This window comes from Streptomyces poonensis (assembly GCF_014650915.1).
Taxonomy (GTDB): domain Bacteria; phylum Actinomycetota; class Actinomycetes; order Streptomycetales; family Streptomycetaceae; genus Streptomyces; species Streptomyces poonensis.
The window spans coordinates 879,935-899,450 of record NZ_BMVW01000001.1; the positions used below are offsets into that span (position 1 = coordinate 879,935).

Below are 19,516 nucleotides of genomic sequence, written 5' to 3' on the forward strand. Positions count from 1 at the left end.
GGGTACGCGCATCAGGAGGAGCTGCCCGGACCGCCTACGCCGGGCCGGCGTCCATGTCGGCCGCGTCGTCCGTGTCGCCGGTGCCGCCCGCGTCGTCCGTGTAGAGGAGCGCGGCCGCCGTGAAGAGCTCGACGCCGACCGTGATGGCGTACTCGTCCGCGTCGAAGTCGCCCTGGTGCAGGTCGCGGACGCGGCGGTCGCCGGGCCTGCGGACGCCCAGCCGGGCCATGGCGCCCGGGACGTGCTCCAGGTACCAGGAGAAGTCCTCGCCGCCCAGGGACTGCTCGGTGTCCTCGACGGAGTGCGCGCCGCGCCGCGCCGTCATGGCCTCGCGGAGCAGCTCGGTGACGGACGGTTCGTTGACGACCGGCGGGACGCCCCGGATGTAGTTGATCTCGGACTTGGCGCGGTGCAGATCGGCGATCTCGTCGATGGCCGCGTGCACCACGTCGGGCGCCTCGTGCCAGGCTTCGAGGTCGAGGCAGCGCACGGTGCCGGAGAGCTCGGCGTGCTGCGGGATGACGTTCGGGGCGTGCCCCGACTCGATGCGGCCCCAGGTCAGGGAGAGTCCGCTGCGGGCGTCGACACGCCGGGCGACCAGCGCGGGCACGTCGGCGGCGACCCGGGCGACGGCCGTGACGAGGTCGGTGGTCAGATGCGGGCGCGCGGTGTGTCCGCCGGGGCCGTCGAGGGCGACCTCCAGACGGTCGCAGGCCGAGGTGATCGGGCCGGTGCGCAGCCCGATGCGGCCGACCTCGACCCGGGGGTCGCAGTGCACGGCGACGATCCGCCCCACCCCGTCGAGCACCCCCGACTTCAGGGCCTCCGCGGCGCCGCCGGGCAGCACCTCCTCGGCGGGCTGGAAGAGCAGCCGCACGGGACGCGGCAGGCGGCCCTGCCGGTGCAGCTCGGCGAGGACGAGCCCGGCGCCGAGGACGACGGTGGTGTGCACGTCGTGCCCGCAGGCGTGCGCCCGGTCGGGCACCGTGGAACGGTAGGGGCAGTCGGCCTTGGTGTCGGGGATGGGCAGGGCGTCGATGTCGGCCCGCAGGGCCAGCATCGGGCGCAGGCCGTCCCGGTCGCCGATGTCGCAGACGAGACCGGTCCCGCTGTCGAGCACACGCGGTACGAGCCCGGCCTGCTCCAGGCGGGCCTTGATCGCGGCGGTCGTACGGAACTCCTGGTTGCCGAGCTCCGGGTGCATGTGCAGGTCGCGGCGGAAGGCCACAAGTTCCGCGTGGAGCGCTTCCGGCAGGGTGCCGGGGAGCACGGCATCCCCGGGGTGTTCGGCCTCGGACTCTGGGGACATCAGCTGTTTCACCCTCTGAAGAGTAGGGCGATCGGGCGGCCAACCGACCCACGATCAACAAAACTTCAGCCCTCTAGGGGGACGAAATCTGGCCGCGCTACGCATGGGTACCGATCGAGATGGGTACACTCGCCCGGCTCACCGGACGATTGATCTTGTCGACCTCTGGGGCGTGTGCCCACTGCGAGGTCTCTCACACGCGGCCCGCCGGGTTGACCGCGGAGTCCACTGTCGGTGACCGCCCGGGGGTACCCGGGCGAATTCCGTCTTACACGGATACCACGACGGCCGCGCGGGCCCGTCCGGGAACGGCCACTACCGGACGACGGTTCGGAAACAGGCACGTGGGCGCCTCGACGGGGCTCGGCGGATTGTCGCCCCGTGGCCCGCACCGGGCGCCTCGGTCCTCTCCCACCTGCAGCGACACCAGGTGCCGAGCTCCGTCACTCCCGGCCGTCAGGGTGCCGGGAGGTGCAGCCGGTGACACCGCCGGCGGCAAGGTCGTCCCGATTGGACCACCAGGTGGACCACCAGGGGGATCGCCGACGGGGGGCCTCGTCGGCGGCCGGAGTTCGCCCGTGAGCCACATCACTCGGCCGATCGCGGCGGGGGCGATGAGTTCCGTACACCCGTCCGGTCTCATCTCCCGACAGCCCCGACAGCCCGACAGGGCACCGTACGAGCGCACAGGAGAGCACCCGATGACGACGCCCGCCGTGAAGGGTCCCGCCAGCTACTTCCCCTCCATCGAGAAGAAGTACGGTCGCCCGGTCGCGGAGTGGCAGGAGCTGATCCGCTCCTCGCCGCTCGTGAAGCACATGGAGCTCGTGGCCTGGCTCAAGGCCGAGCACGGGCTGGGGCACGGGCACGCCAACGCCCTGGTCGCGCACACGCTGGCGGAGGACAGCGGCAAGTAGCCGCGCGCGGGCCGGGCGGGAGGCACACGACCGAGGCCGGGGCCGTCATGGGTGACGGCCCCGGCCTCTCGCTCCGGGTGCTTCAGCGACCGCCGGCGGTCACGGCAGCGGTGCCGTGCACGCCGGTACTAGCCGGCGTAGGTCTCGAGCTCGGCGACCTTCGGGGTGCCCTTCGCGCTGGTGATCTCGAAGGTGACCTTCTTCAGCGAGGTGCCGGTGAAGGAGATCGGGCCGGCCCCGCTGCCGGAGGCCAGGACGGCACCGGTGTCGCCGTTCAGCACCCGCCAGGACCCGATGGTGCCCTCCGAACCCGCGGCCTCACGGACGTTGATCGCGGACACCTTGGTGGCCGTGCCCCACTTGACCGAGACGGACCCGGTCGCGCCCTGCGGCGACCAGTAGGTGTTCGGCTTGCCGTCCCGCACGTTGCCGTAGCTCGTGCCGTCGGCCCTTCCGGAGCCGTCGGAGCCGGCGCCGATGCTGAGGTTGGTGCCGCCGGGCAGGGTCGGCTCCTGCTCGTCCTCGGTGGGCTCCGGGGCGGGGGTCGTGGACTCGTCCTCGGTGGGCTCCGGCTCCGGGTCGGCCGGGGTCGGGTCCGAGGGAGCCGGGGTCTGCGGCGAGCAGGAGCCGTCCGACACCTTCAGGCCCTTGTTGGCGCCCGCCGTCCGGCTCACGATGGCCGGCACGCAGTCGGCCCCGTCGAGCTCGAACGTGTAGGGGATGCTGACCGTGGTGTTGGACTTCGGGTCGGGCCCGGCGGGCTTGTTGTCCCCGCTCGCCTTCGACCAGGTCACGTTGTCGAAGACATTGCCGCTGACCTGCCAGTAGCCGGCCGTGTCGGTGTAGAAGGTGCCGAGGACGTCCTTGGAGTCCTCGAAGTAGTTGTTGTCCACCTTGGCCTTGGCACCGGCGCGGACGTTGATGCCGGAGCTGTTCAGGCTCACGTAGTGGTTGTTGTACATGTGGGCCGTGCCGCCGCGCAGCAGGGGCGCACGGGAGTCGATGTTCTCGTACAGGTTGTGGTGGAACGTGATGAAGCTGTTCGAGACATCCGTCTCGCTGGAGCCGATGAGGCCGCCGCGGCCGGAGTTGCGCAGGGTGCTGTAGGACAGCGTCACGTACTTGGTGTCGTTCTTCATGTCGAAGAGGCCGTCGTAGCCCTCCGACTCACCGCCCGACGCCTCCAGGGTGGCGTGGTCGACCCAGACGTTGCGGACACCGTCCTCCATGCTGATGGCGTCGCCGCCGTTGGAGAGGGGGGAGCCGGACTTCTTGACGTTCTTGACGGTGACGTTCTGGATGATGATGTTGCTGCTGTTGCGGATGTGAATGCCGAGCTGGTCGAAGGTGGCGCCCTTTCCGACACCGACGATCGAGACGTTGCTGATCTCCTTGAGCTCGATGACGCCGGCGGCGGTGCTGCAGCTGTCCCCGGACACCTTCGCGGTGTTGCCGTGGTTGATGGTGCCCTCGACCTCGATGGTGATCGGGGTGTCACTGGCGGCCCGGTCGCACAGGGCCTGGTGGATCGCGGTGCCCGTCGTGGCGCGCACCGTCTTCCCGCCCTCACCCCCGGTGGTCCCGCCGTTCTGGGTGGCGAAGCCGGTGGCGCTCCCGGTCACCGCTGCCGACGCCTCGCCGGGCATCGACATGTACACACCGGTTCCGGCCGCGACGGCCACCGTGGCCAGCGCCGCCTGGAGCCGCAGCTTGGACTTCCTGTGGGACCTGGGGCGCCGGGTGTTGCTGCTGTGCGTCGTGGTCAACGTGCTCTGCTCTCTCCTGCGTCGGTGACGGTCCCCGACCGCGCTGAAAAGCATCGGGAGGTGGGTGGGGAACTCAGGTGTCGTGGACCGTGATGTGACCTGAAGTCGTCACCGGCGGAGGAGAGGTTGCCGCCCTGGTAAGGATTTCTCCCGGCGGGTTCTCAGCAGGGGCGCAGCGGGCACCCAGCGCGTTCGGGCGACCTCTCAGGAGGTCGTCGCGTGAGGTCCGCCGCCGACAGGGTCAGGCCGTGGTCACCGCCGACAGGCGGTGCACGTCCCGCGCCGTCGTCGTGACGCCGGCCAGAAAGCCCTGGGCCCGAGGTGAAGCGTGCCGGGTGAGCCAGGCCGGGTCTATGTCGCAGACGGCGACCTTGACGTCCGTGCCCGCCAGGGCCAGGGGCAGGGTGTGCACGACCGTGGACGGGAAGCTGAGGATGGTGCGGCCGATGGGGCCGCGGCGGGCGATCAGTTCCAGGGGGAGGTCGGGGCGGACCACCTCCAGACCCGTCTCCTGGGCCAGACGGTGGAGCTTTTCCGAGCTCTCCCGGCGGTGGGCGAAGTACCGGGCGGCACCGTGCGCACGGGCGAGCGCCCGTACCGCCTCCAGGTAGCGGTCACCGTCCACGACCCCGGTCTCGACCAGGGAGGTGCCCACGAGGTCGGCGCCCTTGGTGATGCGCGGGGGGCCGAAGCGGGCGCGGGTCCAGGCGAAGTCGTTCGCGCTGATCGTGACGCCCTCGGGGGTCTCGTCGATCGGCATGGAGGAGAAGACCTCCACGTGCCGGTCCGCGCCGGGGGTGAGGCGGTTGCGGGCGGCGGACGCGACCGGGGCGAAGAGCAGGTCGCGGGGGCCGGGGCGGCCGCCCTTGCGGTGCCAGCGCACGAGGCGTTCACCGCGGGCGAGCTGGGAGACGAACTCCATGGTCGCCGTGCCGTCGTCCACGACCACGAGGTCGGAGGCGCGGGTGATGGTCAGCAGGAGCTGTACGTAGCGGGAGAACGGGTCGCCCATCACCACCCGGTCCGCGGCGCGCAGCAGGGGAGTGAGGCCGGCGACCGTCTGGAACGGGGCCGTCGCGCCGCCCCGTGCCTCCTCCCACCGCACCTCGTATCCCTCGTTCCGCGCCAGCTCCGACATCCGCCGCAGCTGGCCGCGTGTCATGGGGTCGGTGGGCGCCAGGACGACCAGGGTGATGTCGGCGCCGGGGTTTCCGGGGAGACCCTGGTTCCCGGGGAGGCCAGGGCTCCCGGGGAGGCCAGGGTTCCCGGCAGATTCAGGCTTCCCCGGCAGCTCGGCGCCCCCGGCCCCGGCCCCGGAGAGCTCCGCGCCGTCGGTTTCCGACGCGGACCCCGCGCCGTGTCCCGCCGGGTCCTTGGCACCGGAGGCCGCACCGCGACCCGTACCGGCGGCCCCGCCCGGCCCCCCGCCGGAATCCCGGCCAGGATCCGATCCGGGGCCCGCCGCGCCGTCCCCGGTCGCGCCGGAGACACCGGAGGCATGGGCGTAGGCCCACTCCAGGACGTTCAGGAGCTGGACCGGACTCTCGACGAAGGCGAGAGTGCGGGGACGGGGGCAGGGGCCGGAGGTGCCGGCGCGGGGTCTCATCTGCGTACGGCCGTCTCGTCCGTCGTGGCGGGGGGTCAGACCGTGACCGGCTCGCCCGCCGCCGCGGCGATCTCCGCCTCGGCGACGATGCCCTGGACGCGGCGCAGCTTCTTCATCGGGCCGAGCTCGGAGTCATACACCTTCTTGACGCCGTCGCCGAGGGAGGCCTCGATGGTGCGGATGTCACGGACCAGGCGGGCGAGGCCCTGCGGCTCGACGGAGGCGGCCTGGTCGGAGCCCCACATCGCGCGGTCGAGGGTGATGTGGCGCTCGACGAAGGTGGCGCCGAGGGCGACCGCGGCCAGCGTGGTCTGCAGGCCCGTCTCGTGGCCGGAGTAGCCGATCGGGACGTTCGGGTACTCGGCCTGGAGGGTGTTGATCACGCGGAGGTTGAGCTCCTCGGCCTGCGCCGGGTAGGTCGACGTGGCGTGGCACATCAGGATGTTGTCGCTGCCGAGGACCTCGACCGCGTGGCGGATCTGCTTCGGGGTCGACATGCCGGTGGAGAGGATGACCGTGCGGCCGGTGGCGCGCAGGGCGCGCAGCAGCTCGTCGTCCGTGAGGGAGGCGGAGGCCACCTTGTGGGCGGGGACGTCGAACTTCTCCAGGAAGGCGACGGCCTCGGTGTCCCACGGGGAGGCGAACCAGTCGATCCCCTTCTCCTTGCAGTACTCGTCGATCTGGCGGTACTCGTCCTCACCGAACTCCACCCGGTGGCGGTAGTCGATGTAGGTCATGCGGCCCCAGGGGGTGTCGCGCTCGATGTCCCACTGGTCGCGCGGGGTGCAGATCTCCGGGGTGCGCTTCTGGAACTTCACCGCGTCGCAGCCCGCCTCGGCGGCCACGTCGATCAGCTTGAAGGCGTTGTCGAGGTCGCCGTTGTGGTTGATGCCGATCTCGCCGGTGATGTAGACGGGGCGGCCGGGGCCGGCCTCGCGGGTACCGAACGTACGGATGCGGGAGTTGGAAGTCACAGCGCTCATGGCGGCAGATGTCCTTACTGGGGGAGGGAATCGAGAGAGGGGCCGAGGATCCAGCTGGCGATCTCTCGGATCGCGCCGTCGCCACCGGGGACGGTGGTGACCGCGCGTGCGGCGCCGCGCACGACGTCGTGGGCGCTCGCGACCGCCACGGGCCAGCCGACGAGGGCGAAGCACGGGAGGTCATTGACGTCGTTGCCGACGTAGAGCACGCGCTCCGGCGCGATGCCCTGCTCCTCGCACCACTGCTTCAGCGCGAGGTCCTTCCGGTCGATGCCGTGCAGCACGGGAATCTGCAGCTTCCGTGCGCGGGCGGCGACGACCGGGTTCTGCTCCGTGGACAGGATCAGCATCGTCAGGCCGCTCCGGCGGAGGGCCGCGATACCGAGGCCGTCCCCGCGGTGCACGGAGACGAGCTCCCGTCCATCGGAATCGACGAGCACCCGGTCGTCGGTCTGGGTGCCGTCGAAGTCCAGTACGACCGCGTCGATGTCGTCGGCGGTCGGGAGGGCGCCGGGCCTGTCCGCGTCGAACAGCGGCGCGAGGGCCCGGGCGCGGGCGAGGTCGTGCGGGTCGTCGATCTCCAGCACGCGCGCCGGGTCGGTGCGCACCAGTTCGGTGTGGCCGAAGAAGCGGTGCCGGTGCCGGCGGAAACCGGCCGCGTCCATCGCGTAGGCGGCGCCGGTCTCCAGCAGGTCCTGGGGGCGGTCCTGGCGGCGCGGGCGGAAGGACTTGTCGTGGTTGACGCCGTACCCGCCCTCCGTGACCGTCGCTCTGGTGACGGTCACCGCTCCCGCGGCGGCCGCCGTGGCCGCGGCGTCGGCGACCGCCGGATCGTCGGCCGCGTCCCGCCAGATGAAGCCGTGGAAGGGCGCCACGGTCACCGCCGTGTCGGCGCCGTTCTCCACGACGGCGGCCGCGACCCCGTCGATGTCCTCGCCGCGCAGGAACGGGCTGGTGCACTGGACCAGCAGTACGGCGTCGACCGACGCGCCGTGCAGCGCCTCGTGCGCGTCCATGGCGTGCAGCACGGCGGCCTCGGAGGTGGCGGTGTCACCGGCGATGGCGGCGGGCCGCAGCACCACCTCGGCGCCGGCCTGACGGGCGGCGGCCGCGATGGCCTGGTCGTCGGTGGACACGATCACGTCGGTCACCAGCCGGGACGCGCGGCACTCGCGCACGGCGCGCGCCACCAGCGGTACGCCTCCGACGGGCGCCAGGTTTTTCGCGGGCACGCCCTTGGAGCCGCCCCGCGCGGGGATCACCGCGAGCACCCGGGACACCGTGGCGCCCCCGCCCGCTTCCGGGTTGGTCATGGGATCGACTCCTAGCGGCGCAGGTACAGGTACAGGGACAGGGACAGGTGCGGCTGCGGGGGCAGACGCAGATGCTTGACGTGGGACACGGCCGCCGGCGCTCACAGCTCCCCCATGCGCCGGATGACGGGGGCGACCCGCTGCACCCCGTGCCGGTAGGCGCCGCGCGCCGCCCGGCGCACGATCTGCCGGACCGGGCCGGGCTCCTTGTCGGCGGCGGGCGCGCCGGGCAGCGGGCTGCCGTCCGGGCCGAGGTGGTGGCGGGCGAGGATGCCGGGCAGATAGCCGGGGGCGGTCGCGGGTGTGTAGTACGGGGTGAGCGGTGCCAGGCCGCCGGGCTGCGCGAGCAGCTTCGCGATGCGCTCGCGGGCGGCGTCGAAGGCGGTGTCGTACGAGCCGTCCGCGGCGACGCCCTGCCGGGCCACCCACTCCTCGTCGGGCACCGGGCGGTGTCCGGCGTCGAGCCGGTCCCAGGAGGCGAGGCATCCGGAGCCGACGAAGTGGTGGTTGCCGAGCGCCTCACGGATGCCGAGGTCGGTGAGCACCACGGTCGGGATGCGGCGGTGCAGCGACTCCAGGGCGGCCGTGGAGCTGACCGTCACCAGCAGGTCGGTGCGGTCCAGGACCTCGCCCATGTTCCCGTAGGCCAGGCGGAAGTTGGGCGGCAGGTCGTGCTTCTGTGCGAGCTTCTGGTACGGAAGCTCCTCGATGTGCGTGGTGTGCTCGCCGGGCTTGGAGCGCAGCTTCAGCACCACGTCCCGCTCGGGGTGCAGCCGGGCGTGCCGGATCAGCCGGTCCAGCAGGTACGTACGGTCCTTGCGGCTCTCCGGCACGGACGGCTGGGCGGCGAAGACCACCGTGTACGGGTCGTGCTCACCGGTGTAGGCCGCACCGCCCAGGAAGGGCAGCGCCACCTCCGTCACCGAGGAGGCGTCGGCGCCGACGCCCTCGTACACGGCCCGGAAGCGCTCCGCGTCCTGCCGGGAGTTCGCGAGGACGAGGTCCGCGCCGTGCCGCAGCAGCAGACCGTCGGCGAGCTTCTCGTAGACGACACCGACGTAGCCGGTGACGACGACGGGCCGCTTCTCGCGTCCCTCCCAGACCCGCTTCAGGCCGTGCAGCATCGCCTGGACCCCGCCGCCGACCAGGGAGAGCACGACGATGTCGTACGTCTCCTCGGCCATGGCGCGCAGGAACTCGACGGCCGTGACCTCCCGCAGGGAGTCGGCGCGCACCCCCACCTCCCGCAGCTGCCGGGCCGTGGGCGTGGCCCGGCCGCGCAACAGGAATCCGTCCAGGGCGGGGCCGACTTGCGCGCCCTCGCGCGGTCCGGCTTCCATGGACGGGCCCGGGGCGATACGGCCCGCGGTCAGCGCACCCCATTTCCAGCGGGTGTCGGAGTCCGCGAGGACGGCGATACGCGGGGGGTTCGATGTACTTGGTGGCACGGGAAAGACGCTAGGAAGCGATTCCTAGGTGTGGGCCAACCACGACTCAACGAAAAGTTAACAACACCCCACCGAGAGCCGAACTGGCTCGTCAGAGAGCGGGAAGTACACGGGATGCACCATTCCGACACATGGAGTTCACCCGCCGTACGCTCAACGGAAAGTTCCGCTGCCGGGCGGACTCCTAACCTTTCGCAGGTGCCAAAGCTCTCCGTCATCGTGCCGTTCTACAACGTGCAGCAATACGCCCCGGACGCCCTCAGAAGTCTTCGGACGAACGCCGGAAGCGACATCGAGTTCGTATTGGTCGACGACCATTCGAAAGACGAGACGGCCGCCATTGTCGAACGCGGTGCCGAGGAACTCTCCGGTGTCGCCCAGGTGCGATTCATCCGCCACGAGGCGAACGGCGGGCTCGCCACCGCCCGTAACACCGGCCTGGACGCGGCGCGGGGCGAGTATCTGACGTTCCTGGACGGCGACGACTGGCTGGCCCCCGGGTACCTCGCCGAACTGGTGTCGGCCATCGAGGAGCTGGGCTGCGACTTCGTGCGCACCGACCACGTCCGGGCCACCGCGCGCGCCCGGAGCGTGCACCGGGCACCGGTCGGACTGCGCGGTGAGGTCATGGATCCGCGCGAGGCGATCCTGCCCGCCGACCGCACGACCTCGGTGGACTACGCGTACGCCTGGGCCGGCGCCTACCACCGCCGGCTGCTGGACAAAGGCCTGCTGCACTTCACCGACGGGCTGCGGACCGCCGAGGACCGGCCCTGGATCTGGAAGCTGCACCGTGAGGCGGAGTCGTTCGCCGTGGTGAACCTGCTCGGCGTGTTCTACCGGCGCGGGGTCGCATCCTCCCTCACGCAGGTCGGCGACGCCCGTCAACTGCACTTCATCCGCGCCTTCGACCAGGTCGTCGAGGAGACCGCGGCCGACCGGGACGCCGCGACACTGCTGCCGAAGGCGGTGCGCACCTACTGCGCGATCATCGCGCACCACCTCTCGGACGAGAGCAAGTGGGAACCGGCCGTGGCCAAGCAGCTGCGGGTGATGGCTGCGGCGGCGATAAAGCGCATGCCGCAGGACATCCTCGCCGATGTGCTCGACACCATGGACGTGCGGCGCGCCGCCACGCTGCGGCGGCTGCGGCGCCGGATCACCACAGCGAAGGCGGCTGCCTGATGCCCCGTACCACCCAGATCTTCTGTGTCTCCACGCTGTACGGCGCCGCCACCGTGGCCGCCGCGCTCGACTCCGACTGCTTCGCCGAGGCGGACCGCCGGCTGCTGCTGGTGTGCAACAACGCCGCGACCCCGGAGACCACTCCGGCCGTCGACGAGATGCCGGGCTTCGCGCCGCTGCGCGACCACTTCGACGGCGTGCTCTCGTACAACGAGGCCATCAGCCCCTTCCACCCCGGTTCCTGGTCGCCGCGCGCCGACGATCTGCCGCTGTTCGAGCGGTATCTGCGGCGGCTGTGGGGCCTGGGCGACGACCGGGTGACGCTGGTCCTGGAGTCGATCCAGGTCAACCCGTCGCTGGCGCTGGCCCAGGTGTTCACCGGCGCCCCCGTCGACGTCTACGCCGACGGGCTGATGAGCTACGGCCCCACCCGCAGCAAGCTCGACCCGCTGGTCGGCACGCGCGTACGGCGGCTGCTCCACCTGGACCTGGTGCCGGGGCTGAAGCCGATGCTGCTCACCGAGTTCGGCGTACCGGCGCAGCTGGTGCCGGCACAGGCCTTCCTGAAGGTGCTCAGCGGCCTCACCGGCGCGTCCGGTGAGCTGCCGGCGGTGCCGCAGGACGCGGCGCTCCTGCTCGGGCAGTACCTGTCCGCGCTGAACATCCTCTCCCCGGCCGAGGAGGAGGAACTGCACGTCCGGATGGTGCGGGGCGCCGTCGCACGCGGCCATCGCTCCGTCGTGTTCAAGCCGCACCCCACCGCCCCGGCCCGGTACAGCCGCGCCCTGGAGACCGAGGCCGAGAAGCTCGGCGTCGACCTGACCGTCCTCGACTCGCCCCTGCTCGCCGAGGTGCTGTTCGAGAAGGCACCGCCCGCGCTGGTCGTCGGCTGCTTCTCGACCGCGCTGTTCACCGCGTCCGCGTTCTACGGCCTGCCGGTCGCCCGTATCGGCACCGAGGAGCTGCTGGAGCGGCTCACGCCGTACCAGAACAGCAACCGCGTCCCGGTCACCCTCGCCGATGTGCTGCTGCCCGCCCTGGAGGACGGACAGAGCGACGGGCAGAGCGGCGAGGCCCTCCCGGACGGGCTGCTGGGCGAGCTGGTCACGACGGTCGGCTTCACCATGCAGCCGCAGGTCTACCCGAAGCTGCGCCCGGTGGCGGAGCGGTTCCTCGCCGAGCACTTCGGACCCCGTACGCAGCGCTACTTCAAGCGCCGCCGCCTGACCTCCCTGGGTCTGCCCGGCGGTATCCCGCAGCGGCTGGCCTTCCTGCCCCACAACTCCACGGCCCGCCGGATGGTCCGCCGGGCGCGGGCGCTGAAGAAGGCGGTCAAACGCTGAGGGCGGCGGCCGAACACTGACCACGGCGGCCGAACACTGACGACGGTACGACGGTGACGGGTGGGCCACCCGGGAGGGGTTGCGGAACGTGGCCCGCCCCACCGGGCCGACCGGTACCCGAGCCGGAGTGTTCACCCAGCATGCACCGCGCGGCCACCTGCGATCACTCGCGTTGGGGCACATTCGTCCTTCGATCGGAGGACGGTGGACGGCATGACGAACCCCCTGGCGGGACTGTTCAAGGCACGGCAGAGAGAGGCCGCCAGGCAGGACCTGTTCGCCCGGAGCATGCGCCGGTGCGGGGAGTACCTCGCGGCGCACGGCGACCGGCCCACTCCCCGGCAGGCCCGGCTCACGCAGGCGATCGGCGTCCTGGCCACGTCCCTGGATGCGGCCGACGAGGACCCCTTCGACGCCCTGCTCCAGGTCGGTGAGCGCGCCCTGGAGGCCGGCGGGCAGAGCGAACTGGACCTCGCCCTGAGCCTCGCCGAGACGTCGACCGGGATCCGCCGGCAGTCCAAGGGCGCCTGGCGGCTGCGCGGCCTGGCCCTGGACGGGCTCGGCCGCGGCGACGAAGCCCTGGAGTGCTACGAGCGCTACCTGACGCTGTCGCAGGCCGGCGCCGCGGCGCCGAAGGTGGTCCGCAGGACGGACACCCTGCGACGCCGGCGGGCCTGCCTCGACGCGGCCGTCGCGCTCTTCCCCCAGGCCGCCTCCCCGCTGCGCGACCTGCTCGGCCGGCCCACCGAGAGCACGGCGCCGGAGTTCGCCTCCTATGTACGGGCACGGGTGGCCGAGCACGGCCCGGGTGATGCCAGGGTGCGGCGCCTGCTGGAGCTGTACGGCAGCTACCGGAGGCTCGTCGAGCGGGACGCGACGCCCGACGCGCTGATCGGCACGACCGCCCCGATCGGCGTCGGCGGTCTGCGCGGCCTCGTCGCGGGGCGGACGGTGTGCCTGGTGTCGGGTGCCGAGGAGGTCGCCGCGAGCGGGCTGGGCGCCGAGATCGACCGCTATGACCTGGTGGTGCGCTGCGACTCCTTCCGTATCCGCGCGGAGGGCACCGGCGAGCGCACCGACCTGCACGCCGTCTCGCTGCGGGGCGACACCCCGTGGGACGGTCCCGCCTGGACGCGGCCGGCCGGGACCCGGCTCGTGTTCGGCGACCCGGCGGCGGGGTGGCGCCGCGCCCTGCGGGAGCGGCTCGTGCCCGGAGCGCAGAAGCACGTCGGCGACGCCTCCCTCCGCCGGCCCCTGCACGACCCCGCGCTGCTGGGCGAGGGCGGCTGGGAGAAGGGGACCACCACCGCCTTCACCGCCCTCCGGCTGCTGGACTTCCTGGATGTCAGCCCCCGCCTGGACCTCATCGGCTTCGGCCTGCCCGGCCGGCTGAGACCGAGAGAGGCCGAGTGGGTCATGGACCGCGCGACGCACGTCGACGACAGCAAGATGAGGATCGCCCTGCGATGACCCGCTCCTCCGTCTCCTCCGCTCCCTCCGCCTCCTCCGCGGACGACCGCAGAACCGTCACCGGCAAGCGCCGGATCGCCTTCGCCGTCCACACCGACGAAGCCCGTCTGCCGGGTCTGCCCACGCTGCTGCGCAGCCTCGCGCTGACCAACCCCGGCGTGTGCGAGGACTTCGTGGTCCTGCACCCCGGACTGGCCGACTCCGCGTTCGACGCGCTGCGCCGGCTGCACCCGCGCATCGTCACGCGCCGCGCCGACAGCCGCATGGACGTCTTCCGGCTGGAGGGCTACGACACGGTCATCGCCCTCACCCCCGCCATGGTCGTGCTGGGGGACATCGGCGAACTGCTGCGGATGCGCCGCGGTGTGGGCGCGGTCCCCCAGCTGGTGTGCGGCAGCGGGGGTGCGGAGCGGCGCGCCGTCCTGCCGGAGGGTCTGCTCGTCATCCAGCGCGCCGACGCGGACGACGCCGTGACGAAACGGTTCGCCCGTCTCACCGGCGACGACGACCCGGCCCTGGCGCACGACGGCGACCCAGGCGCGGTGCTCGCCGGCGACCCGGGCACGACACCCGCCGACGGCCTGATCCCGGTCGACGCGCGGTACGACTTCCTCACCCGCCGGCTGCACGACGACACGCCGGTCCCCGCCAACGTCGCCGTCCTGCACTTCACCGGCCCCGCCGACGCGCCCGGATACGGCCCGGCGGCCGAGGCGCGGCGCCGCTTCGAGATGAGCGACGAGGACTTCTGGGCCGCCTACTGCGCCCTGCCCGGCGGCAAGCACGCCGACCTCCTGGCGCACTGCGCGCCGCCCCTGCTGGAGAGGCGCCCCTCCCTGGGTCTGGCCCGTACGGTCGCCGACGTGTACCGCAGGCAGGGCCGTTACGACGAGGCCGTCGACGTACTGGCCCCGGTCGTGGCCGACCGGCTGGACGCGCCGCGGTGCCAGGAGACGCTCGGCCTCTGCCTGATGGCACTGTCGCGCTACGACGAGGCCGAGGCGCATCTGCTGCTGGCGGGGGCGTCACCCGACGTCGCGCCCCGCGCCTTCGCCCAGCTCGCCCGTCTGGCCTGGCTGTGCGGACGCGAGGAGGACGCGCACGCGTACGCCCGCGAGGGCCTGGCCGCCGACCCCACCGACGCCGGGTGCCATGCCTGGTACGTCCGCACTCGTCCCAACGGCCCGGACAGCACGAACAGCCCGGCCGACCGGGACGGCCCGAACGGCCCGGACGGCCCGGATACGCGGAAGCCGGCCGCTCCCGCGGAGCAGCTGGCGCACGTGGCCCTGTTCGCGGAGGGCCAGGAGAACGCGGGCGACAAGGTGCTGCCCGAGGCCGTGCGCATGTGCTTCGGCACCGACACCGGTCCGCGCCGCTGGTATCAGCAGCCGGTGCACCGGCTGGTCGACGAGGCGGCGCTGGAGCGGCTGAACGCGCGGCGCGGGGTGATCGTGGGCGGGGGCGGGCTCTTCCTGCCGGACACCTCGCCCAACGGCAACAGCCACTGGCAGTGGAACATCCCGGACGACGTCCTGGCCCGGATCAGCGTGCCCCTGGCGGTGTTCGCCGTCGGCTACAACGTGTTCGACGGACAGCTCTACCGCCGTGAGCGGTTCGCCGGGAGCCTGCGGGCGCTCGTCGAACGGTCGGCGTTCTTCGGGCTCCGCAACCACGGCTCGATCGAGCGGGTCCGCGAGCTGCTCCCCCGTGAACTGCGCGACCGGGTGCGCTACCAGCCGTGCCCGACCACGGTGGCACGGCACCTCGTCCCCGGCTGGACCGACCCGGCCGAGCGGTCCGGCACCGTCCTGGTCAACTGCGCCTACGACCGGGAGGGGCTGCGCTTCGGCCACGACTACGGCCACTTCCTCGCCCAGATGGCCGTCGCGCTGCGGAGGCTGCGGGACCGGGCCGACGTACGGTACGCGGCCCACATGCCCGCCGACGAGAGGTTCGTGCACGACCTGCGCCGGGAGCACGGCCTCACGCTGCCCGTCGAGCAGCTCTACGACATGTCGAACGACGGCATCCGCGACCTGTACCGCCGTGCGCTGCTGGTGATGGGGATGCGCGGGCACGCGGGAATGATCCCCTTCGGCTGCGGGACCCCGATCCTCAGCCTCGTCTCCCATCCGAAGCTCGCCTATTTCCTGTCCGACATCGGCCACCGGGAATGGGGACTGTCCGTGCACGACCGGGACCTGGGCCACCGGCTCGCGGAACGGGCGGCCGCGGTTCTCGACGACCACGCGGCCGCCGTGGCGGACGTGTACGACGCCCAGGATTTCCTGTGGAGGACCACCCGGTCGAACCTCGACGAGCTCGGGATAATCCTCGGCCGGGCATGAGACGTCAGGAATTCACCTTTAGCGCGAACAGAGTTCACCGTTCCGCATCCCGGACGACACCGTTTCTCAAAGGAGACAGCTAGCCTGTTCTAATCTCAACCTCCGATACGTGAGAGGCCCGCGTGCCCAGACTGTCCGTTGTGGTTCCCATGCACAATGTGGGGGCCTTCGCCGAAACCACTCTGCGAAGTCTCGCCAACAACGCGGACCCCGAATTCGAGTTCGTGATCGTCGACGACTGTTCCACGGACTCGACGCCCTGGTCGATCGACCGCTGGGCGGAGAAACTCCCCCGCGCCAAGGTGATCCGGCACGAGCGGAACGTGGGCATCGCACACGCCCGCAACAGCGGTATCGACGCGGCCGAGGGCGACTTCATCACGTTCCTCGACGGCGACGACTGGTACGCCCCGGGGCATCTGGCCGAACTGGTGGCCACCGTGGAGGAGTTGGGCTGCGACTTCGCCCGCAATGACCACGTCCAGGCCACCGGTACCCAGCGGGTGATCCGGCGGCCCGCGGCCCCGGTGCGCAACGCCGTGATGGACCCCCGCGACGGCATAGCGCCCGCCGACATGGAGACGATGGTCGACTACCCCTTCGTCTGGGCCGGGATCTACCGCCGGCACCTGTTCGACGACGGCGGCATGCGCTTCGCGACCGAACTGCGCACGGCCGAGGACCGGTTGTGGATCTGGCGTCTGCATCTGAAGGCCAGGACGTACGCGTCCCTCGATCTGCACGGGGTGTTCTACCGGCGCGGAGTCGCGACCTCGCTCACCCAGATCAAGGACGACCGTCAGCTGGATTTCATTCCGGCGTACGACGCGCTGCTGGAGGACGTACGGAACGACCCGGAGAGTGAACGTTTCCTCATCAAGGCCGTGCGCACCTACTGCGCCATGATCGCCTTCCACATCGGCAAGGCGAACGAGTACGAGCCCGCAGCGGCCCAGCGGCTGCGGCATGAGGCGCGCGCCGCGCTCCACCGCATGCCCCAGCGAGAGCTCGAGACGACCCTCAAGACCATCGACGCGAAGAGGAGCAGGTTGCTCAGCCGCCTGCGCGACGGGCGGAAGGTTGCCTGAGTCCATGCCCCGCAGAACCCAGATATTCCAGGTCTCGACCCTGTACGGAGCGGCCACCGTCGCCGCGGCGCTCGAAGCCGGCCTGTTCGGGCCGCGCCCCGATGCCCGGCGCATCCTGCTGGTCTGCAACAACGCCGCCGTACCGGAGGCCGCGCTGCGCCTGGACGAGATGCACGGTTACGAGCGCATCGCCGGCCGGTTCGACTCGGTGATCAGCTGGAACGAGGAGATACGGCCGTTCCACCCGAGCGTCTGGGGCCCGAGGGGGAACGACACCGCGCTCTGGCAGAAGGCGTTCCGGCTCGCCTGGGGCATCGGCGAACGGGACCTGGTCGACCTGGCCGTCGAGTCGATCCAGGTCAACCCGGGCCGCGCGCTGGCGGCCATCTTCTCCGAGGCCGCCGTCCATGTGTACGCCGACGGACTGATGAGCTACGGCCCGACCCGGGACAGGCTGCCGCAGACCATGGCCAGCCGTATCGCGCGGCTGCTCCACCTCGACCTGATCCCCGGTCTGAAGCCGCTGCTCCTGTCCGAGTACGGCGTCCGGCCCGAGATCGTCCCGGACGAGGCGTTCCGCGAGGTGCTCGACGAGATCTCCCAGGACGCGGCGGACGACCCACGGCTAGCACCCGTCCTGGCGGAGAGGCCGACGGCCGTGCTGCTGGGCCAGTACCTGGCGGCCATCAACATCCTGAGCGAGCGGGAGGAGGAGGACCTCCACGTCCGTATGCTCACCGGGGCCGCGCGCGCCGGTCACCGGTCCGTGGTCTTCAAGCCCCACCCCACGGCCCCCGCCGGCTACTCGGCCGCGCTGAGCAAGGCGGCGGCGGAGGCGGGTGTCCGGCTCACCGTGCTGGACGCGCCCCTGCTGGCCGAGACGCTCTACCGGCACTGCGCCCCGGAACTCGTCGTCGGCTGTTTCTCCACGGCCATGGTGACCGCCTCCGCCTACTACGACGTGCCCGTCGCCCGGGTGGGGACCGGCCTGGTGATGCGGAACCTGAAGCCCTACCCGAACAGCAACCGCATACCGCTGGCGATCGTCGACCACCTGGTGCCCGACCTGGAGCGCGGCCAGCGCCCGGCCCTCGTCGGCGCGGCCCCGGAGTCGCTGTCATCGCTGGTCCGGGCGATCGGTTTCTGCATGCAGCCCACGTCGTACGCGAACCTGCGGGAGTCGACGGTGACCTGGCTGCGGAACCACCTGGCCGACAGCCCCGCCTACTACTTCCCCGAGCTGCGGCTGGCCGAGCTGGACCTGCCCGGCAGCCGCCCGCGGGCACGCGCGGAGTTCAAGGTGCGGCGTGCGCGGCAGGCGGGGCGCGCGGCGGTACGCGCGGCGATACGCCGCGGCACCGGGAAGTGACCCGTCCCGGCTTCTGACACGTGCTGTGGGCAGGGGCCCACTCTTCAACGCCTGCACAACGCCCGCACATCGAGAACCATGGGAGTCCCGCGGTGTCGAACGAAACCGCCGTACGTCTGCCACAGCAGAGAAGCGCCCCCTCCGGGCAGAGCGCCGAACCGCGGGAGCACCGCTTCGACGTCGACCTGATGCGGCTGATCTGTTCCGCCACCGTCATGCTGGGCCATGTGGGCGCCCAGTTCATCGTCTCGACCGGTAACGACCCGGCGAACGGCGCCGGGTCGTACTGGGCCGGGCATGTGGCCGAGGCGCTCAACCCGTTCGCCGTCCCCATGTACTTCGCCATCGCCGGGTGGGCGGTGCTGGTCGGCGCTCCCCCGCGGGACAGCGACCGCATGTGGAAGAGACTCGTCCGCAACACCGTCCCGATGTTCGCGTGGACGGCGATCTACCTGGTCTGGGCCTGGCTGCGGAACCGCAACGACGAGCCCATGACCGAGCTGGCGGTGGACTCCCTCTTCGCCTCGGTACAGCCCGCCTACCACCTGTGGTTCATGTACACCTACATCCCGATCATCGCGCTGCTCGCCTTCGCGATGCTGATCAGGGCGGGACAGCGGCCCTATCGCCTGGGAGCGGTCCTGCTCGGTATCGCGGTCCTGCCGAGTGTGCTGGACACGCTCGCCGAGCTCACGGGCCGGGAAATGCCGTCCGTCGCCTGGGGATTCGGCACCTACTCGCTGGTCTACGCGGTCGGCGGCGCGCTGCTGTTCGCCCTCCCGGCCAGGTCCGGACGGTGGCGCCTGCCGCTGCTCGTCGTGCTGCCGCTCACGATGGCCGGCAGCCTCTGGTACAACACGCAGGTCCACTACGTGATGCCCAACGCGCACCTGTTCGTCGCCCTCATGGCCATCTGCGTACTGCTCCTGATCAGCAGGATCCGCATCCCCGAGAAGCGGCGGCCGCTCCTGAAGAAGCTGGCCGGCGCCGCCCTCGGTGCCTACATGGTGCATGTGCTGTTCGTCGAGGAGATCGTGCGGCCCCTGGTGTCGCCTGACCTGAGCGGACCGGTGGCGGGGCTGCTGCTGGCCGGTCTCCTGGCCGTCGTCCTGACGCTGTCGTTCGCCACCAGCCTGCTGTGGGGGAAGCTGAACCTGCGGCGCCTGCTCGGCTGACCGACCGATCCGGGTGCCTGCGGCACGAGTCCCGCAAGCACCGGCCATATGGATGTCGCCACCTGGCCACTTCGCCCTCATCCCACGCCTCTTTCGTCACAGGAGACACCAGGAGACACCTCCACCCTGTCCGCGAGCCGCACCATTTCGCACCGAACTTCCCGACTTCCCGACTTCCCACGGATTGAGGTCT

At 71.6% G+C, this 19,516-nt stretch carries 14 protein-coding genes; 8 read left to right on the forward strand and 6 right to left on the reverse strand.

Features of this window, described 5'->3' with window-relative positions:
• Window positions 1-34 precede the first annotated feature (34 nt).
• On the reverse strand, window positions 35-1,309 hold the full coding sequence (locus tag IE242_RS03870) for an amidohydrolase (RefSeq protein WP_189855258.1): 1,275 nt from the start codon (window positions 1,307-1,309) through the stop codon (window positions 35-37).
• A gap of 701 nt (window positions 1,310-2,010) precedes the next feature.
• Here IE242_RS03870 and IE242_RS03875 point away from each other — a divergent pair.
• Window positions 2,011-2,226, forward strand: coding sequence for a DUF4287 domain-containing protein (locus IE242_RS03875; protein WP_189855260.1), 216 nt, complete (start codon window positions 2,011-2,013; stop codon window positions 2,224-2,226).
• 128 nt (window positions 2,227-2,354) lie between these two features.
• On the opposite strand, the gene IE242_RS03880 is transcribed toward IE242_RS03875, so the two are convergent.
• The 5 genes from IE242_RS03880 to IE242_RS03900 all read right to left on the reverse strand — a co-directional run bounded on the left by IE242_RS03880 (window position 2,355) and on the right by IE242_RS03900 (window position 9,342).
• Window positions 2,355-3,878, reverse strand: a complete 1,524-nt coding sequence (locus IE242_RS03880; protein ID WP_373299469.1) for a pectate lyase family protein — start codon at window positions 3,876-3,878, stop codon at window positions 2,355-2,357.
• Window positions 3,879-4,233: 355 nt separating this feature from the next.
• On the reverse strand, window positions 4,234-5,598 hold the full coding sequence (locus IE242_RS03885; protein WP_189855264.1) for a collagen-like triple helix repeat-containing protein: 1,365 nt from the start codon (window positions 5,596-5,598) through the stop codon (window positions 4,234-4,236).
• A 35-nt stretch (window positions 5,599-5,633) separates the two neighbouring features.
• Window positions 5,634-6,572 carry an N-acetylneuraminate synthase family protein gene (locus tag IE242_RS03890; protein ID WP_189856378.1) on the reverse strand — a complete coding sequence of 313 codons (939 nt, stop codon included), beginning with the start codon at window positions 6,570-6,572 and terminating at the stop codon, window positions 5,634-5,636.
• A gap of 23 nt (window positions 6,573-6,595) precedes the next feature.
• Entirely contained in the window at window positions 6,596-7,894 is a 1,299-nt protein-coding gene (locus IE242_RS03895) for an N-acylneuraminate cytidylyltransferase (RefSeq protein WP_189855266.1), read from the reverse strand.
• A 101-nt stretch (window positions 7,895-7,995) separates the two neighbouring features.
• On the reverse strand, window positions 7,996-9,342 hold the full coding sequence (locus IE242_RS03900; protein ID WP_189855268.1) for a DUF6716 putative glycosyltransferase: 1,347 nt from the start codon (window positions 9,340-9,342) through the stop codon (window positions 7,996-7,998).
• Window positions 9,343-9,540: 198 nt separating this feature from the next.
• Between IE242_RS03900 and IE242_RS03905 the strand changes: the two genes are divergently transcribed.
• From IE242_RS03905 to IE242_RS03935, 7 genes are all read left to right on the forward strand, one after another.
• Window positions 9,541-10,527, forward strand: coding sequence for a glycosyltransferase family 2 protein (locus tag IE242_RS03905; protein ID WP_189855270.1), 987 nt, complete (start codon window positions 9,541-9,543; stop codon window positions 10,525-10,527).
• Window positions 10,527-11,870, forward strand: a complete 1,344-nt coding sequence (locus tag IE242_RS03910) for an alpha-2,8-polysialyltransferase family protein (RefSeq protein ID WP_189855272.1) — start codon at window positions 10,527-10,529, stop codon at window positions 11,868-11,870. Before IE242_RS03905 ends, IE242_RS03910 begins: the two co-directional genes overlap by 1 nt.
• Window positions 11,871-12,083: 213 nt before the next feature.
• Entirely contained in the window at window positions 12,084-13,340 is a 1,257-nt protein-coding gene (locus IE242_RS03915; protein WP_189855275.1) for a tetratricopeptide repeat protein, read from the forward strand.
• Window positions 13,337-15,691, forward strand: a complete 2,355-nt coding sequence (locus IE242_RS03920; RefSeq protein ID WP_189855277.1) for a polysaccharide pyruvyl transferase family protein — start codon at window positions 13,337-13,339, stop codon at window positions 15,689-15,691. The genes IE242_RS03915 and IE242_RS03920 overlap by 4 nt, the downstream gene beginning before the upstream one ends.
• Before the next feature lie 122 nt (window positions 15,692-15,813).
• On the forward strand, window positions 15,814-16,779 hold the full coding sequence (locus tag IE242_RS03925; protein ID WP_189855279.1) for a glycosyltransferase family 2 protein: 966 nt from the start codon (window positions 15,814-15,816) through the stop codon (window positions 16,777-16,779).
• A 4-nt stretch (window positions 16,780-16,783) separates the two neighbouring features.
• Window positions 16,784-18,148, forward strand: coding sequence for a polysialyltransferase family glycosyltransferase (locus IE242_RS03930; protein WP_189855281.1), 1,365 nt, complete (start codon window positions 16,784-16,786; stop codon window positions 18,146-18,148).
• A gap of 92 nt (window positions 18,149-18,240) precedes the next feature.
• Window positions 18,241-19,323 (forward strand): acyltransferase, encoded by a 1,083-nt coding sequence (locus IE242_RS03935; protein ID WP_189855283.1) that lies wholly within the window; start codon window positions 18,241-18,243, stop codon window positions 19,321-19,323.
• Window positions 19,324-19,516 lie beyond the last annotated feature (193 nt).

Excerpts from the sequence above, each read along its gene's own strand:
- IE242_RS03885 (WP_189855264.1), bottom strand. The coding sequence starts at position 5,598 with ATGAGACCCCGCGCCGGCACCTCCGGCCCCTGCCCCCGTCCCCGCACT.
- IE242_RS03915 (WP_189855275.1), top strand. The coding sequence starts at position 12,084 with ATGACGAACCCCCTGGCGGGACTGTTCAAGGCACGGCAGAGAGAGGCC.
- IE242_RS03930 (WP_189855281.1), top strand. The coding sequence starts at position 16,784 with ATGCCCCGCAGAACCCAGATATTCCAGGTCTCGACCCTGTACGGAGCG.
- IE242_RS03910 (WP_189855272.1), top strand. The coding sequence starts at position 10,527 with ATGCCCCGTACCACCCAGATCTTCTGTGTCTCCACGCTGTACGGCGCC.
- IE242_RS03870 (WP_189855258.1), bottom strand. The coding sequence starts at position 1,309 with ATGTCCCCAGAGTCCGAGGCCGAACACCCCGGGGATGCCGTGCTCCCC.
- IE242_RS03875 (WP_189855260.1), top strand. The coding sequence starts at position 2,011 with ATGACGACGCCCGCCGTGAAGGGTCCCGCCAGCTACTTCCCCTCCATC.
- IE242_RS03895 (WP_189855266.1), bottom strand. The coding sequence starts at position 7,894 with ATGACCAACCCGGAAGCGGGCGGGGGCGCCACGGTGTCCCGGGTGCTC.
- IE242_RS03920 (WP_189855277.1), top strand. The coding sequence starts at position 13,337 with ATGACCCGCTCCTCCGTCTCCTCCGCTCCCTCCGCCTCCTCCGCGGAC.
- IE242_RS03880 (WP_373299469.1), bottom strand. The coding sequence starts at position 3,878 with ATGTCGATGCCCGGCGAGGCGTCGGCAGCGGTGACCGGGAGCGCCACC.